Here is a 16,500-nt window from a genome sequence, read left to right as displayed (position 1 = left end):
CTCTGAGCTTTCGCTGAACATGAAAACGGTCCGCTTCTTTTTGGAGGCGGGCCGTTTTTTTTGGACCACGCAAATCTCGAAACGCTATGAGTTCCCTGTGGGAGCGAGCCTGCTCGCGATAGCGGTAGATCATGCAACATTAATGTCGACTGATTCGGCGCAATCGCGAGCAGGCTCGCTCCCACACTGTTTAGTGGTGGTTTTGAAGGAGTTGTCTGTAGCCAAGTACACTGATTTTTGAAGGAAAAATCCCTAAAAAAGTAGGGCAAATCTGATTTCCTTGTCCCTCCGTCAACACCCCTTGTCGCTCATGCAGAATCGCCCGCCTTCATTCTGCAGAGACACATCGGATGTTCGCGCCTGCCAATCAACCGCGTTTCACGTTGACCCTCGACGGCGTCCAGAATGAGCTCAAGGTACTTGAGTTCACGGGCAAGGAAGCCATCAGCCAACCCTACCGTTTTGACCTGGAACTGGTCAGCGAACGGCCCGACATTGACCTCGAAAGCCTGCTGCACGGTCAGGCGTTTCTGAGTTTCGATGCGCAAGGTTCCGGTATTCACGGTCAGATTTTTCGCGTCGGCCAGAGCGATTCCGGCCAACGTCTGACGGGCTACCAAATCAGTCTCGTACCGCGTCTGGCGTACCTCGCTCGGCGCATCAATCAGCGAATCTTCCAGCATAAAAGCGTGCCGGCGATCGTCACGCAAATCCTCAAAGACCACGGCATCCAGCGCGATGCCTTCGAGTTCCAGCTCGGCAGTGACTATCCCGAGCGCGAGTATTGCGTGCAGTACGCCGAAAGCGATCTGGCGTTCATCCAGCGGTTGTGTGCCGAGGTGGGTATTCACTACCACTTCCAGCACAGCCCCGACGGGCATCTGCTGGTGTTTGGCGATGACCAGACGGTTTTCCCTCGCCTGCCCGAACCGACGCTGTACCTGCCGGGTAGTGGGATGGCGGCAGATGCGCCGGCGATCAAGCGTTTCAACGTGCGGCTGGAAACCCGGACCACAGCGGTCACTCGTCGGGACTACGACTTCCATAAACCGCGCTTGCAACTCGAAAGCCGTCTCGACAGCGAGCAGCGACCGGTGCTTGAGGACTACCACTTTCCCGGCCAATTCACCGATCGCGAACACGGCAAGCATCTGGCTCAACGGGCGTTGGAGCGCCACGGTGCAGATTACCGCCAGGCCGAAGGTCGCGGCGACGAATCTGCTTTGGTCAGTGGGCATTTCCTGCACCTCGCCGAGCACCCGCGTCAGACGTGGAATGACCTGTGGTTGATCACCGAAATCGAACACCGTGGTCGGCAGCCGCAGGTTCTTGAGGAGTCAGCGACCAGCGACAGCCCGAATGATTTCCAGGGTTATCGCAATACCTTTCTGGCGACGCCGTGGGACGTTTCCTTTCGCCCGCCGCTGGGGCCAGAAAAGCCGCGCATGCTTGGCTATCAACCCGCCGTGGTCACCGGTCCGACTGACAGCGAAATCCATTGCGACGAGTACGGTCGAGTCAAGGTTCAACTCGCCTGGGACCGTGACGGTCAGCTCAACGAGCATTCCAGTTGCTGGCTGCGCGTAGCCACTGGTTGGGCGCACGACCGCTATGGCAGCGTGATGATTCCGCGCGTCGGCATGGAAGTGCTGGTGGGGTTCGTCGATGCCGATGCCGACAAACCGCTGGTCATGGGTTGCCTGCCCAACGCGGCGACCCCGGTGCCGCTCGATCTGCCGGCGGACAAGACTCGCAGCATTTTCCGCAGCCAAAGCAGTCCCGGTGGCGGCGGTTACAACGAATTGCGCATTGAGGATCGTAAAGGCGCCGAGGAAATCTACCTGCGCGCCCAGCGAAACTGGACTCAGCATGTACTGAACGATCAACAGGTGCAGGTTGATAACGCCCGCAGCATCGTCGTCACCGGCACCGCTCGCCATGAACTGAAGGCCGACGAAAAGCACATCACCCACGGTCAACGCCAGACCGAAGTGCGGCTGGACGATCACTTGGTGGTGGTCGGCAACCGACACATTCGCGTGACCAGTCAGGCCCTCAACGCCAGTCAGCAATTCCACGTCAGCGCCGGCCAGCAAGTGGTCATTGACGGCGGCGCCAGCGCGACCATTCAGGCGGGCGGGCAATGGATCAACATCGGCGCCGGCGGGATTTTCAGCAGCGTGCCGATCCAGGTCGGTGGCGCCCCGATGGCGGCCATGGCCGCTGCGCCGAGCTTGCCGGATGTTCCGTTGAAACTCGCTGCCGCCCCGGCGGCGCTGCTCAGTGCCGCACAAATACTCAGCCTGCAAAGCGATGCACCGTTCTGTGAAGAATGCGAGCGCTGCAAGGATGGTGTTTGTGCCGCCTGATGCCTTGTCACCTCACACCTGGCTGGAGCGCCAGCCGCTGAAACCGTCGGAGCAACTGTTCGCGATTTTCAGCAGTGCCAGTGCTGCGGAACCGTTTAAAGCCTGGAAACGCTCGATCACGGCTCAAGCGCCGAGCCCGATCTGGGCTGACACCGCATATGCCGAATGGGAAGCGGTGATGCCCTATGTCGGAATTGTCGCTGCGGATAGTGAGTTTCTGGAGTGGGTTGCTACCACTGAGGCTCGTGATTGGGGGTGGTTGGCGGTTTCTTCTGCCTCTCAAGAAGTGCTGGTCGAGCATTTGCGCAGCCTCACTCAAGTTCTTTTATCAAGCGGCAATGCGGTGTTTTTTCGGTTCTGGGATGGGCGCTATTTGCTGTCGATTCTTCAGTCTGCCGACGTTAACGCCACGCAGTTAATGCCTGTCATTGACCGTTGTTTGATCAATGGGCAAGCGCTCGATATCGGTGGCAGTGCATTGAAAGCCGCTAGGGAGTTTCCGTGGTGGGACGTTTCCGAATCACTGCTCAAACACCTCTCCACTGAGTCCGCCACAACCCGAATCAACAACTTGATGAAGTGGTTGAGCGAGGATCGACCTGATTTATATGAGGCGTTCTCAGAGCGCGTATTGCGGCACAAAGTTGCGATCTTTTTGCAAGCGCCGGACCTGCCTCAAGCACCGAAATCAGCCTTGGTGGATTACCTGATATCGGAGCTGGACTGATGGATCAGATCGTACGGATCGAGCAGGAACTCGACGGTTTCAAAGACACCTTGAGTTTATATCGTCAGCAACTTGGCAGCTTCTTGAGCCGGAATGCGGACAGGGTTAGCCGAGTTACGGATATGCCGTCGCTGATGGACATGGAGCGGAAGATCAAGCTGGGAAATACCAGCAAGTCGGTCAGTAGTCGCGATGACGATTTTTTCTCCAGCGTTGCGCAGTGTCCGGACAGCGGAATTCTGGAGATCGAGAGCAAGTTCGAATCGGTTTATGACATTCCGTTGGGGAATATTCAGGTCGATGTGATTGCCCAGGATGGCGGTAAGTCGACGCCTGTGACGCTCGATGAAAACGGTAAAGGACAGTTTGAAGGCTTACCCGGCAAGTTCTATCGCGTTCATGTTCAAGGTGAAGTTACCCCAGACCAAATCGATGATCTGTTCTCCTCCTACGACGGCCTGACCACAGAGCTGGAGGGCTGGCTGCGCAAGGAGTGGGAGGGGTTCAAACCGCAATGGCCGCAGCAATCGACATCGGCATCGTTGGCCGCTGTGGGCAATGGAATGCTCGCGGGAGGTTGGGCGGCGATTCAGGCTGTTTGGGATGGTATTGGTGAACTCACCGACATCCTGAAAGACCCCGACGCCTTTGCCGAAAAGCTCGGTGAAAGTGCAGCCCAACTCGCCAATCTGGCCGTCACTGCCCCAGACAAAATGGAAAAGGCCATGTTGCTGGCCAGTGACGAGGCAGCGCTGTGTTTGCTGATGCGCACCGCAGTGCTATGGCTCGAAGCGTTGCCACCTTCGCAACTTGCCGGGGCCTCGGCTGAAGCCATTTCCAAGGTCGTGGTCGGCTTGGTCATCGACTTGTTGATTGGCTTGGTGCTGAGTGTGGTCGGGGTTGGCATTGCCTGGTTGACGGTACGCCTGGCCAAGTACAGCGCGCAGATTTTTCAGGTCGCAATGGGCTTCGTGAAGTCGATGGTCGCGATCATCAACAACTTCATGGAGTACGTCGACCGCTATAAAAAAGTCGCCGCGCGCGGTGTTGCAGCGGGACTGAAAAAGGGTCGCATGCAATTGCGCTGGAATGGCCGCAAGAACACCACACTGAAAAAAGACGAACACCACGACGACGTCCCGGATCAGGCGAAAAACCCCAACGGCGACAGCGCCGATTCCGCCGATAAAACCGCGACCAATAAATGCCCGGTGTCGATGGTTACCGGCGAAGAACTGCTGACCCTCACCGATGGTTCGCTGGACGGCATTCTGCCGTTTGACTTCACCCGGCTCTATCGCACCAGCGCCGCCGAGATCGACTGCGGCCTCGGCTTCGGCTGGAGTCATACGCTCGCCCATCGACTGGAAATCGATGACGACAGCGTCATTTGGATCGACCACGAAAACCGTCGCACCACGTTCCCGCTGCCGAACCACGAACGCCCGGCGATCCACAACAGCCTCTCTCGCGCCGCGATTTATCTCGGCGATGACCCTGAAGAACTGATCCTCGCCCAGGCTGGCGACGACGCGCGTTTCTACCACTTTCATAACGGTCGTCTGACGGCGATCAGCGACGCGTACGACAACCGATTGCGCATCACCCGCGACCGCCAGGAGCGCATTCAACGCCTCGACAACGGTGCCGGCCGCGCCTTGCTGTTGCGCTATGACCGCGCTCATCTGATCGCCGTCGACTACCAGGTGTTTGTCCCGGCGAAGACCCTCGATGAGGCCTGGCACACCGAGCAAACGCTGATCAGTTACCGCTACGACAAATGCGCGCAACTGATCGAAGCGAGCAACGCCGCCGGGGAAAGCGAGCGCTACGACTACGACGATCAGCACGTCATTCTGCAGCGGCAACTGGCCGGTGGGGCGAGTTTCTTTTGGGAGTGGGAACGGTCTGGCAAGGCGGCGCGTTGCATCCGGCACTGGGCGTCGTTTGCGCAGATGGATGCGTGCTACGTCTGGGATGACCAAGGCAGCGTCACCGTCCAGAACATCGATGGCAGCGAAGAGGTTTACGTTCACGATGACCGGGCGCGGCTGGTGCGCAAGGTCGAGCTGGACGGTGGCGAACACCTCAAGGCCTATGACGATCAGGGCCGGCTGATTGCCGAGCAGGATCCGCTCGGGGCCGTCACTGAATATCGCTACGACGAAGTCGGGCGGTTGGTGGCGCTGATTCCGCCGCAAGACGAGCCGACGGCCTACGAATATCGCAACGGTTTCCTGCATGCGCGCTATCGCGGCAAAGCGGTGTGGAAGTATCAGCGCAATACCCAGGGGGATGTTACCGAGGCCACCGATCCCGACGGCCAGGTCACCCATTATCACTACGACGAACAAGGCCGACTGCTATCGATCCGCTACCCGGACACCAGCCGCCATGTGTTCGTCTGGAATGCCTTGGGGCAGCTGGTCGAGGAAACGCTGCCGGATGGCGGGCAGCGACGCTTTTCCTACGATGCGCTGGGGCGGCAGACGACCCGTCAGGACGAACACGGTGCGCTCACCCAGTACCAATGGGATACCGTCGGCCGACTGGTTCAGACGACGCTGCCTACCGGGGCCAGCCGCGCCTTTAGTTACAACGCCTACGGCAAGATCACCGCCGAACGCGATGAACTGGGCCGCGTCACCCGCTACGAATACGCCGACGATCTGCATCTGGTCAGCCGCCGGATCAACCCTGATGGCACCCAGCTCCAGTATCGCTACGACAACGCGCAGTTACGGCTCACGGAAATCGAAAACGAATCCGGCGAACAATATCGCCTGGACTACACGCCCAACGGATTGATCCGACAGGAAACCGGCTTCGACGGCCGCCGCACCGCGTATGTCTATGACCTCAACGGTCATTTGCTGGAAAAAACCGAGTTCGGCGATGACGGCTCGCAGCTGGTTACCGGGTATCAACGGGATTCGGCCGGTCGCCTATTGGTCAAGACGCTGCCCGACGGCATCAACGTCGAGTACCGCTACGACTCGTTGGGCCGACTGACCAGTGTCGACGACGGCCACGACCATCCGCTGGAATTCGAGTACGACCAGCAGGATCGCCTGATCACCGAGCACCAGGGCTGGGGCACCTTGCGTTACGGCTACGACGCCTGCGGCCAGCTCAACCGCCTGCGCCTGCCGGACAGCAGCAAGCTCGATTACCACCATGCCAAGGGTGGTGCGCTGACGGCGATTGACCTTAATGGCGCGCGGCTCACCACTCACCAATTTGCTTTCGGCCGCGAACTGCAGCGTCAACAAGGTCAGCTCACCAGCCAATATCACTACGACGAACAAGGCCGGTTGCAAGCCCACGCCATCAACCAGCAATCCCGTCCGCTGTACATGCGTCACTACAGCTACGCAGTCAACGGCAACCTGGCGACCATCGCCGACAGCCGCCATGGCCAGCGCAGCTATTACTACGATGCACTCAACCACCTGACCCGCGTCCGCCACACCCGCGACGACCCACCGGAAACCTTCGCCCACGACCCGGCCGGCAACCTGCTGATGCAGGACCGCCCCGGCGTCGCGAAGGTGCTGGGTAATCGCCTGCTCATGCAGGGCGACCGGCATTACGACTACGACGCCTTCGGCAACCTCATTCGCGAACGCCGCGGCACCGGGCAAAAACTCGTCACCGAATACCGCTACGACTGCCAACACCGCTTGATCGGCGTCACCACCCCGGACGGTCGCACCGCCAACTACCGCTACGACGCCTTCGGCCGCCGCATCGCCAAAATTGTCGACGGCCACACCACCGAATTCTTCTGGCAAGGCGATAACTTCGTCGCCGAAAGCAGCCGCGAACACTACCGCAGCTACGTCTACGAGCCCGGCAGCTTCCGCCCGCTGGCGATGCTCGACGGCAAAGGCCCGAAAAAGGCCTGCCCGTTTTACTACCAACTCGACCACCTCGGCACGCCGCAGGAACTGACCGATTTTGGTGGCGAGATTGTTTGGTCAGCGAAGTACAGCGCCTACGGTAAAGTCACGCACCTGGCGCTGGGTGGGGGCGAGCAACTTGAGCAACCGTTGCGGTTTCAAGGACAGTACTTCGACGCCGAGAGCGGCCTGCACTACAACCGGCATCGGTACTATGATCCGGATGTTGGTCGGTACCTGACACCGGACCCGATCAAGTTGGCGGGTGGGCTGAACCAGTATCAATACACGCCGAATCCGACGGGCTGGGTTGATCCGTTGGGGTTGAGCGGGAGCTGTCCGCCACCGAATAAGCCTGGGTGTGGGGCGCCGGATGATACGACTGGCGTTAAGGTTGATGAAGGTGAGCCGAAGCTACCGAAGCTGACGGGTGATCAGCGGAGGGCGAGGATTGATGAGTTGGCTGAGGCGAATGCGAAGCGCCGTGTTGAAGAAATGGAAGCAAAATACGATATGCACACAGTCAAAAAACACAGCTCAGAAATATCTGACCAAGCGCTCAAACAACGAGCAGTTAATGGGGCCGATCCTCATACCGGTGAGGTTCCGAAAGGCGCTAAAGGGAACTCGAGCTCTCAATTCAGAAACTGGCGTATGCATTTGGGGGCGTTGAATAAAGCTATGACAAGGGAAGCGTTAGGTTTGAGCCCGCATACAGGGAAGGACCACAATCAGTATCCGATTGTAAGGATGGAACTACCTGGGGCCGGGCGTGGTTATAAGCCAAACAAGAAAGAGGTTAGTAACCCAAGACTAAATGAAGATCTGAATTGGTTTGAAGTTAAGTTCGATAAGGATAATGTGCTGCGGCCTTTTACTGCTTATCCTTCGGGGAGAAAATGATGTTGCGAGATCCATTTTTAAATGAAGAGTTTCAACCAGATTTGATGTGGTTTATTGGCGTTTTTGATGTTTATGATCGCGAGGAAACTCGGGGTGCGGAACTGGAAGTTTTTAATCCTAATGACCGCTTTGACAGAGCGGAGCTGATCAAAAGATACAGCTTGAATCTAGGTTATCTGTCCTATAGACATAAGCTCGTGCTGATGGATTTTCTAGCGGAAAAGCTAAGCGATGCGTCTTATGATTTTCAGAGTTTGTTTGATATAGATGAAGAAGATGCAGGCAGTTGGCCGCGTGGTGAGTGGTATGCATTGGAGGATCCCCGTGGATTTCTTCAAGATGTCTATATGTTGGCTCAGGAGGCATGGAAGGAAGATCTTCTTTTGGCGAGTCTTGAAGATCGGGACAGTTGGTGATGGATAAGGTGGTGCCTGTCAGTCTGGACTCCCACGCGTCGGCATTCTCAAGAGTAATAAATAAATTCGTCCCCTTTATGCTTAGGTTGAATGAGGTAGAAGCGAGGTTTGATAAAAATAACACCAGGCGCCCATTTACAGCTTTTCCGAGATAAAAGCGAGGAACAGATTTTGAAATCTCCATTTGAAAAGGTAAGCCTACCTTGGGAGCCTCGACTTTCTTATATTTTAGGGGGGCTTGAGATTTATGATCGGGAGGAGGAATTAGGAGAGGTCCTTAGGAAATATAACCCTGATCTTCGTCAGGAACGATGTGAAGTAATTAGAAAGTTTGTGCTGCGTGGTTTGGGCTGCCTAAGTTACAGGCATCGGTTTGCTCTATTTAAGATTCTTGAAGGGGCGTTGGCCGATAGGGAGTTTGATTTTTCTGCACAGTTTGAAAGTGATTACGATGAATGCATTACTATCGCGTGGGATGAGACGGAGATAGTAGATCCTCGCGGTTTTTTTGAGGATATATACAGGTTGGCAAGCTTAGAGTGGAAAGATGATCTTCATAGAGCAAGTCTTGAAGATCAGTCCAGCTGGTGATGGAGAAGGTAGCGCCTGTCAGCCTGGGATCCCACGCGTCGGCATTCTCAATGCCAATTGCCAGCACTGCGGAATGTTTGAGTGTTGTTTAAAGACCTCGTAACTATTACGAAATTTCCGGGCAAGCTCATCGGAAGTTTCCTTCAAGTTGTGACGGCTTCCATGAACTGGTGGGCGATGGGTTGCAGGGATAGTCTTTGGCTGTCGCTGCATATGCAGTGGCAGGGTGTAGGAGCCCTTGGAGATTTACCGCGCATCAGCGCTGTCGTTTGATTGCGGCACTTAATTCGTGTCCGTAAGATCGTTCGCGGCGGCTGTGCGCGGGACACGCTTCGGCGTGGCTGAGTTTGGTGGATTCCTCAGTTTCCTACTCCCGCGTACGGCTGCCACCCAAGCCCGTAGGAAAGGCCGTTGGTAGCTTAAATTTATCCGCCAAAGGTCTCAAAAAATGAAAACACTGACCCCCGATCCACCCTACGAAAAAATAATCCCTCATCCAGAAAACCGCTTCATGGCATTGACCAGCAACTGCACAGACATGCCCACGCTGTTCGTCGATACCCACGCGCCGCTCGATGTTTTGTATGACGCTGCCAGCTATCGAATTCGCGCCGTCACGCAGGTGCTTGAGAATATGTCGATGCGCGGTTCAGTCGAGTGTGAGTCGTTCATTCTTAGTGACTTTGCCTTGCTCTGTGCCATTCCGTTGCGGGATGGGTGTGATGTGCTGGATGTGGTTGGGCGGCGGTTGCGGGTTCGTTCTTCGGACTAGTGCCGAGTAGCTTTTGTGGCGAGGGAGCTTGCTCCCGTTGGGCTGCGCAGCGGCCCCAAAGCCTGCATTCCGGTTTTGTCAGGTACACCGCGGGGCTTGGTTTGGCGACTGCTGCGCAGTCGAACGGGGCGGTGCGGCGTTCCGACGAGCCCCCTCGCCACGGAGTTTTGTGGTGGTTTCAGTTTCTTGGGGCTGCTGCGCAGCCCAGCGGGAGCAAGCTCCCTCGCCACAAGAGCAATAGCAATAGCAAGAGCAAGAGCAAGAGCAAGAGCAAGAGCAAGAGCAAAAGCAAGAGCAAAAGCAAAAGATCGCAGCCTTCGGCAGCTCCTACAGAGAGTTGTGATCATCCCCTTGCTTCTGCGTTGGGATGATTGCCGGGCAGAGTGGCCGCTCAGCCACCAACCCCTGACGTTCTGCCCCGTACAAGGTAAACTTCCCGGCCTTCGCAGGAGCAATCATGAATTATCGTCACGCCTTCCATGCCGGCAATCACGCCGATGTGTTCAAACACCTGACTTTGACCCGCATCATCGCCTTGATGTCGCGCAAGGAGCAGCCGTTTGCCTATCTCGACACTCACGCCGGTATTGGTCTGTATGACCTGCAGGGCGATCAGGCGAGCCGTACCGGTGAGTACCTGGAAGGGATCGCGCGGTTGTGGGATCAGCCGGATTTGCCGGCGTTGACCGCCGATTACATGAAGGTGCTGCACGACATGAACCCGGATGGCCAGTTGCGCTATTACCCGGGGTCGCCGGAGTTGGCGCGGCGTCTGACGCGGCCGCAGGATCGGGTGATGCTCAACGAGAAGCACCCCGAAGACGGCTTGCTGCTCAAGGACAACATGGCCGGTGATCGTCGGGTGAAGGTTCACTTGGGCGAAGGCTGGCATGTGCCGCGGGCGATGTTGCCGGTGCAGGAGAAGCGGGCGGTGATGTTGATTGATCCGCCGTTCGAGCAGCTTGATGAGATGCAGCGTTGTGCGGCTTCGTTGAAAGAGGCGATTGGCCGGATGCGGCAGACGGTGGCGGCGATTTGGTACCCGGTGAAGGACCAGCGCATGTTGCGTCGTTTTTATCAGGACCTGGCCGGCACGGGCGCGCCGAAGTTGTTGCGCGTGGAGTTGTTGGTGCATCCGCTGGATACGCCCAATAGCCTGAATGGTTCGGGGTTGGCGATTGCCAATCCGCCATGGGGGCTTGAAGAGGAATTGCGTGAGTTGCTGCCGTGGTTGTCCAAGAAGCTTGGGCAGACCCAGGGTGGGTGGCAGATGGATTGGTTGATTGCCGAATAAGGCGAATCGACAAGCAAGATCAAAAGATCGCAGCCTTCGGCAGCTCCTACAGGGTGAATGCAAAACCGTGTAGGAGCTGCCGAAGGCTGCGATCTTTTGCTTTAAGCGGTCAGATCGGGCAAGTCACGCCTGTGCCGCCAATCCCGCAATACCCTTCAGGGTTCTTGGCCAAATACTGCTGGTGATACGCCTCGGCGAAGTAGAACGTCGGGGCTTCTTCGATTTCGGTGGTGATGGTGCCTTTGCCAGCCTTGGTCAACTCGGCCTGGAATACTTGCTCGCTGTGCTTGGCCGCAGCCAGTTGCGTCGGGTTGGTGGCGTAGATCACCGAGCGGTACTGGGTGCCGATGTCATTGCCCTGGCGCATGCCCTGGGTCGGGTTGTGCAGTTCCCAGAACATTTTCAGCAGCGCTTCGTAATTGACTTTTGCCGGCTCGTAGACCACCAGTACCACTTCGCTGTGGCCGGTCAGGCCCGAGCAGACTTCTTCATACGTCGGGTTCGGCGTAAAGCCGCCGGCGTAACCCACCGCCGTACTGACCACGCCTTCGCGCTGCCAGAATTTGCGCTCCGCGCCCCAGAAGCAGCCGAGGCCGAAGATCGCGAAATCCACGTCGGTGACGAACGGGCCCAGCAGCGGTGCGTCGTGGACGAAGTGTTTTTCCGGCACGGTCATTGGGGTTTCACGGCCAGGCAGAGCTTGTTCTTTAGTCGGGAGCACGTTTTTGTTCACCAGGATTTCCGAGCGCAAGACCATGATCAGTCCTCTCAGTCAGGTTGAAATGTAAATAAACAGACTGCCAGTGTGCCTAATGCCGGTCAGTTACGCACTACCCCTGTGGGAGTGGGGCCTGTGGCGAGGGGGCTTGTCGGAACGCCGCATCGCCCCGTTTGAGTGCGCAGCACTCACAAGATCTTTGGTACATCAGAGATTTTGAGGCTGCTTCGCAGCCCAACGGGGGCAAGCCCCCTCGCCACAGGGATTGGGGGTGTTCCACAGGGGATTGCGGTGTGCTCAGGCGATTGGGCCGCGCGGGTAGCGTTTGAGCTTTTCGATCAGTTCGGAACCCGGGATCGGTCGGTCGAACAGGTAGCCCTGACCGACGTCGCAGCGGTGGCGGCGCAGGAAGGCGAGCTGCTCGGCCGTCTCGATGCCTTCAGCCACAACCTTGAGTTTCAGGTTGTGGGCCATGGCGATCACCGCGGAGGTGATTTCCATGTCGTCCTGGTTGTCGGGGATTTCGTGGATGAAGCTTCGATCGATCTTGATGATGTCGATCGGGAATTTTTTCAAGTAGCTGAGCGACGAGTAACCGGTGCCGAAGTCGTCCATCGCCAGGGTCAGGCCCAGGCGCTTGAGCTGGTCGAGCTGCAAGTGGGTGTCTTCGGTGGCTTCCAGCAGCAGGCCTTCGGTCAGTTCCAGCTCCAGCAGGTTCGCCGGCAGCTCTTCTTCCTTGAGGATGTTGGCGATGGACGCCACCAGGTCCGGGTCGGAGAACTGCTTAGGCGACAGGTTGATCGCCACTTGCAGGTTGCCGAGGCCGGCGGCGGTCAGGTCTTTGCTCATGCGGCAGGCCTGGCGGGCGATCCATTTGCCGATCGGGATGATCAGCCCGGTCTCTTCGGCGACGCTGATGAACTGGTCCGGGCGGATCATGCCTTTTTCCGGATGGTTCCAGCGCAGCAGCGCTTCCATCCCCAGCAGGCGACCGCTGCGCAGGCACAGCTTGGGCTGGTAGAACACGTCCAGCTCGTTCTGGGTCAGGGCGCGGCGCAGGTTGTTCTCGACGAACAGTTTGTAGCTGGCCTCGGCATTCAGCGCTTCGGTGAACACCTGCACCTGATGTTTACCGTTGGCCTTGGCCTTGTGCAGTGCCAGGCCAGCGTTGCGCATCAGCGTCTGCGGGTCGCGACCATGCAGCGGCGCGCAGGCCAGGCCCACGGAGCCGGTGACGCTGATCAGCTGGTTGTCGACGAACATCGGTTTGTCGAGGGTCGCCAGCAACTGGTTGGCGACCTGTTGGCCAGCCGAGAGGTCAGTGTCGTCCAGCAGCACTGCGAACTCGTTACTGGCGAAGCGCGCCAGACTGCCGCTCGGGCTCAGGCTGTTGCGCAAGCGCCGGGCCAGGCTGATCAGCAGTTTGTCGCCGGTCTGGTGGCCGAGGCTGTCGTTGATGCGTTTGAAATTGTCGATGTCCACCAGCAGCAGGCTGATCGGCGTGTCGCTGTCTCGGGCGAAGCGTTCGTCGAGGTTGCGAATGAACGCCGGGCGGTTGCCGAGGTTGGTCAGGTTGTCGGTGTAGGCCAGGCGCTCGATGCGCTGCTGGGCGAGCTTGGTCTGGGTGATGTCTTCGTAGATGCCGATGTAGTGCGTCAGCTCACGGTTGTCGCCGTAGACCTTGGAAATCGACAGCTGGCCCCAGTAGGGTTCGAGGTTTTTGCGCCGGCTCTTGAACTCGCCCTGCCAACTGTTGCTCTTGGCCAGCGCCGACGGCGCGTCGAACAACAGTTCGCTGAGGTTTTCCAGCGCCGGCAGTTCCGACAGCCGCTGGCCATGGACTTCCTCGGTGGTGTACTGGGTGATCGCGGTAAAGCTTGGGTTGACGTACTCCACCACGCCATCGCAATTGACCAGCAGAAAGGCGTTGGCGCTTTGCTCCACCGCACGCTGGAACAAGTGCAGGGCGCTGGTGGCGGTGCGGCGGTTGTGGTTGTTGATGACTTGGGCGAACTGATCCGCCAGCTCGCCGGCAAAGGCGATTTCGTCCGACTGCCAGGCGCGGGTCGCACCGGTCTGCTCCAGGCAGAGCACACCGACCACTTGGCCATCGATGCGGATGCTGGCGTCGAGCATCGCGTTGACGTCGCGCGGGCGAAGGCTCTCGGCTATTTCCCGGGTGCGCGGGTCGCGCATGGCGTTGTGGGCATCGATAGCGCGCCCGGTGTGCAAGGCGTCGAGGTAATCGGGGAAACCACTGACATCGATCGGCTCCGGCAGTCGGTGACCCCGGGTGACGCGGTGATAGGCGGAGATCGGCGTCAGTAGCGAGCCGTCGAGGTTCCACAGGCTGGCGCAGTCGACTTCATAGATGTCGCAGGCACTGCGGGTGATCAGCTCGGCGGCTTCTTGCAGGGAATTGTTGGTGCTGTAGCGCTGGCGGGTCAGCAGCAGAATCAGGTCTTGCTGGGCGCGCACCCGGTCCAGGTGCTGCAGTTGTTCCTGCTGGGCGCGCTGATTGAGTTCCAGGGCGATTTGCAGGCGTGAGTTCTGGGTTTCCAGGTCCAGCGCCGGCGTTAGCGGTTCGCCGTCGAACAGACCGTCCACCACCATCAGGTAGCCGCGCAGCAGGTGTCGATTGTGTTGTTTGTAAGCTTCGCCCAGTTCCAGCAGGCTCAGTACGCCTGCGGCGGTGTGCAAGGTGTAGCGGATCAGGTAATGCGGGCTATCGGTAAGTTGCTGCTGGATCGTGTCGTGCAGTTGATAGCGCGCCTCGGGCTCCATCAGGCTGGCGTAAGGTGAGCCGACCAGGGCACAGAGCTCCACCGCCGGCAGGCCAAACTGTCGTTCGCAATTGGGGTCGAGAAACAGCAGCGCCCAGCTCGGTTCATTCAGCCGTTCGAAACGCAGCATGCCGAGCCGCGAGGGCACAGGCAACTGCGTCACTACCTCGGCCACCATACGGCTGGCGGCATCGGGTTGGCTTTTCATGGAGGGAAACTCGCTTCGAATATGCTGATCGCGCCGGGCTCTCGCCCTCTTTACTGTTGTCTGCGGCAAGGTTGCATCATTGCGACACCGACTGACAAGAGACATGAAGGCCAAGTGCTATAAGAATATGTCGGCAGGGGCGAAGATTTCTCCAGCGAGGGAGGTGAAAAGGTCAAAAGATCGCAGCCTGCGGCAGCTCCTGCGAAGGAACGGCTTACACCGTGTAGGAGCTGCTGAAGGCTGCGATCTTTTCCGTCAGTCAACGCAACTTGATGCTTATCGACTGCAGTAACTTGCCATCCCGATCGTGATAATTGACGCGAACTTCCTCGGCATCGACGACCAGATGCGCGAAATTATCCTGGCTGATCACCTCACTGGTCAGCTCATGCCGATAATCTCCCGCGGCCGTTCGGACCAGCGCCTGGTCGAGAATGAAGGTGGATGCCTTGGCGTACGGCAGCAGTTTGCTGTTGCACAGCGGTGAAGACACGAGGGTATGAACTTCGAAATCCGGGACCTCGCTGTGGGTCAGGCGACTGGTTAGCGAGCCGTGGACGTCGCCGGAAATGAAGAAAACGTTCTTGATGCCGTGCGTACGAATCGTCTCCAGCAGCCGTAGTCGTTGTTCCGGGAAGGCTTTCCAGGCGTCATCACCGTGAAGCTTGCGGTCGGGGTAAAACATGACACTGGTGACTACGAATTTGACCCGGGCCGTGCTGTTGATCAGCCATTTGAGCAGTGCCTGTTCCTGTTCTTCATCAAGGATGCGCCGGTCGCTGGCCGACAGATTGCGTCGGGTTCGGCTGTCGGTGATAAACCATTCGATATCACCCTCGGTGAATTGATACCAATAGTGCGGAAGCAGCGCTCTGTTGACTTGCCCGTTGGCAAGCAGTTCATGTGCGGGGCTGTGACTGACTTGATAGAGCTCATACGCCGCCATGGCGTTTCTGTATAAGTGCATGTCACTCTTACTTGCATTGGCGGGCCAGTTGTCTTCAATTTCATGGTCGTCGAGGATCATGTAAGTTGGCACGCCGGACATTAACTTCGAGATATGAGGCTGAGAAAAAGCCGTGCGGTATTTTCTGAGGATGTCCTTGTATTCCCGGTCGGGGGCCACGAGGTTCAGGTCATCGACGTAGATTTGGTCGCCAGTCATCAGCATGGCGCTGATCGGTGGCTCGGCGCGTTCCGCCAGGCTTGTGATCGAGGCAAAGATCCGATCGCCCAAATGCGGGGCTGACGCAATGCCGGCGGTCATTCGCAGGTAACGACATGAGCCTACGATATAGGCCCGTGGCGTGGTGGTTTTGCTGGACTGCGTGCGAAAGCGGTAGATTTCCCGAGGCCATTGCAGCGGCAGTTCCTGAACCGTCTCCACGGTGTGCACCGGGCTCATGGGGCTGAACCAGCCCGCCTGATATTCATAGTCGGTATCGGTGGCGAGATCGTTGAGTGCAATCACATCGGACATGTCGCGCAAGATTGTCAGTTTTGCAAATACGCCTTTGGACCAGTGTTCCTCACCGGCGCGTCGATAACGAACACCTGCAAATACCAGTGCGTTGTTCTGTGAATTACCGCGTAAGAAAATACGGATGTGATTAGTTGTAGTGTGGCCAATAATCGGGCCGACAGTTGGTTTGAACATGTTCGAATCCATTCGAAGTAATGCTAACTAAGCAGGTTAAGTTGTCGAAGTTTCTATTGGAAACTCTCCAAGCTAAGCCTAGTTATTGGATCGCGAAAAATATCGGGCGGAAGTGGACTCGAGTTGTAGGCGGCGTAAGCCATGAACGTAGGAATAAGGT

At 57.7% G+C, this 16,500-nt stretch carries 10 protein-coding genes; 7 read left to right on the top strand and 3 right to left on the bottom strand.

Features of this window, described 5'->3' with window-relative positions:
- The first annotated feature begins 350 nt into the window (after window positions 1-350).
- The 7 genes from BK662_RS15275 (at window position 351) to BK662_RS15245 (ending at window position 10,974) form a co-directional block, all read left to right on the top strand.
- Complete coding sequence (locus tag BK662_RS15275) at window positions 351-2,369, top strand: type VI secretion system Vgr family protein (protein WP_123358744.1); 2,019 nt, start codon at window positions 351-353, stop codon at window positions 2,367-2,369.
- Entirely contained in the window at window positions 2,359-3,096 is a 738-nt protein-coding gene (locus tag BK662_RS15270; RefSeq protein ID WP_123358743.1) for a DUF4123 domain-containing protein, read from the top strand. Before BK662_RS15275 ends, BK662_RS15270 begins: the two co-directional genes overlap by 11 nt.
- Window positions 3,096-7,901: an RHS repeat-associated core domain-containing protein gene (locus tag BK662_RS15265; RefSeq protein WP_123358742.1), complete on the top strand. Its 4,806-nt coding sequence runs from the start codon at window positions 3,096-3,098 to the stop codon at window positions 7,899-7,901. Before BK662_RS15270 ends, BK662_RS15265 begins: the two co-directional genes overlap by 1 nt.
- Entirely contained in the window at window positions 7,901-8,317 is a 417-nt protein-coding gene (locus tag BK662_RS15260) for a hypothetical protein (protein ID WP_259695921.1), read from the top strand. Before BK662_RS15265 ends, BK662_RS15260 begins: the two co-directional genes overlap by 1 nt.
- 171 nt (window positions 8,318-8,488) lie before the next feature.
- Window positions 8,489-8,908, top strand: coding sequence for a hypothetical protein (locus BK662_RS15255; RefSeq protein ID WP_311196283.1), 420 nt, complete (start codon window positions 8,489-8,491; stop codon window positions 8,906-8,908).
- Window positions 8,909-9,356: 448 nt separating this feature from the next.
- Window positions 9,357-9,680, top strand: coding sequence for a hypothetical protein (locus BK662_RS15250; protein WP_123358740.1), 324 nt, complete (start codon window positions 9,357-9,359; stop codon window positions 9,678-9,680).
- A gap of 457 nt (window positions 9,681-10,137) precedes the next feature.
- On the top strand, window positions 10,138-10,974 hold the full coding sequence (locus BK662_RS15245; protein ID WP_008149676.1) for a 23S rRNA (adenine(2030)-N(6))-methyltransferase RlmJ: 837 nt from the start codon (window positions 10,138-10,140) through the stop codon (window positions 10,972-10,974).
- A 109-nt stretch (window positions 10,975-11,083) separates the two neighbouring features.
- Here the strand turns inward: BK662_RS15245 and msrA are convergent, their stop codons facing one another.
- The 3 genes from msrA to BK662_RS15230 form a co-directional block, all read right to left on the bottom strand.
- A complete protein-coding gene (gene msrA / locus BK662_RS15240) occupies window positions 11,084-11,731 on the bottom strand; it encodes a peptide-methionine (S)-S-oxide reductase MsrA (protein ID WP_123358739.1) in 648 nt (215 codons plus the stop codon).
- Window positions 11,732-11,989: 258 nt separating this feature from the next.
- A complete protein-coding gene (locus BK662_RS15235; protein ID WP_123358738.1) occupies window positions 11,990-14,683 on the bottom strand; it encodes a putative bifunctional diguanylate cyclase/phosphodiesterase in 2,694 nt (897 codons plus the stop codon).
- Between the two features lie 259 nt (window positions 14,684-14,942).
- Complete coding sequence (locus BK662_RS15230) at window positions 14,943-16,340, bottom strand: alkaline phosphatase D family protein (protein WP_123358737.1); 1,398 nt, start codon at window positions 16,338-16,340, stop codon at window positions 14,943-14,945.
- Window positions 16,341-16,500 lie beyond the last annotated feature (160 nt).

The organism is Pseudomonas frederiksbergensis, assembly GCF_003732275.1.
GTDB classification, from domain to species: Bacteria; Pseudomonadota; Gammaproteobacteria; order Pseudomonadales; family Pseudomonadaceae; genus Aquipseudomonas; species Aquipseudomonas frederiksbergensis_H.
This window is presented reverse-complemented; position numbering and strand designations above follow the sequence as displayed.

What these genes read in the sequence shown, in the direction of transcription:
- BK662_RS15230 (WP_123358737.1), bottom strand. Translation starts at nt 16,340, where the DNA reads ATGTTCAAACCAACTGTCGGCCCGATTATTGGCCACACTACAACTAAT.
- BK662_RS15275 (WP_123358744.1), top strand. Translation starts at nt 351, where the DNA reads ATGTTCGCGCCTGCCAATCAACCGCGTTTCACGTTGACCCTCGACGGC.
- BK662_RS15235 (WP_123358738.1), bottom strand. Translation starts at nt 14,683, where the DNA reads ATGAAAAGCCAACCCGATGCCGCCAGCCGTATGGTGGCCGAGGTAGTG.
- BK662_RS15250 (WP_123358740.1), top strand. Translation starts at nt 9,357, where the DNA reads ATGAAAACACTGACCCCCGATCCACCCTACGAAAAAATAATCCCTCAT.
- BK662_RS15245 (WP_008149676.1), top strand. Translation starts at nt 10,138, where the DNA reads ATGAATTATCGTCACGCCTTCCATGCCGGCAATCACGCCGATGTGTTC.
- BK662_RS15265 (WP_123358742.1), top strand. Translation starts at nt 3,096, where the DNA reads ATGGATCAGATCGTACGGATCGAGCAGGAACTCGACGGTTTCAAAGAC.
- msrA (WP_123358739.1), bottom strand. Translation starts at nt 11,731, where the DNA reads ATGGTCTTGCGCTCGGAAATCCTGGTGAACAAAAACGTGCTCCCGACT.
- BK662_RS15260 (WP_259695921.1), top strand. Translation starts at nt 7,901, where the DNA reads ATGTTGCGAGATCCATTTTTAAATGAAGAGTTTCAACCAGATTTGATG.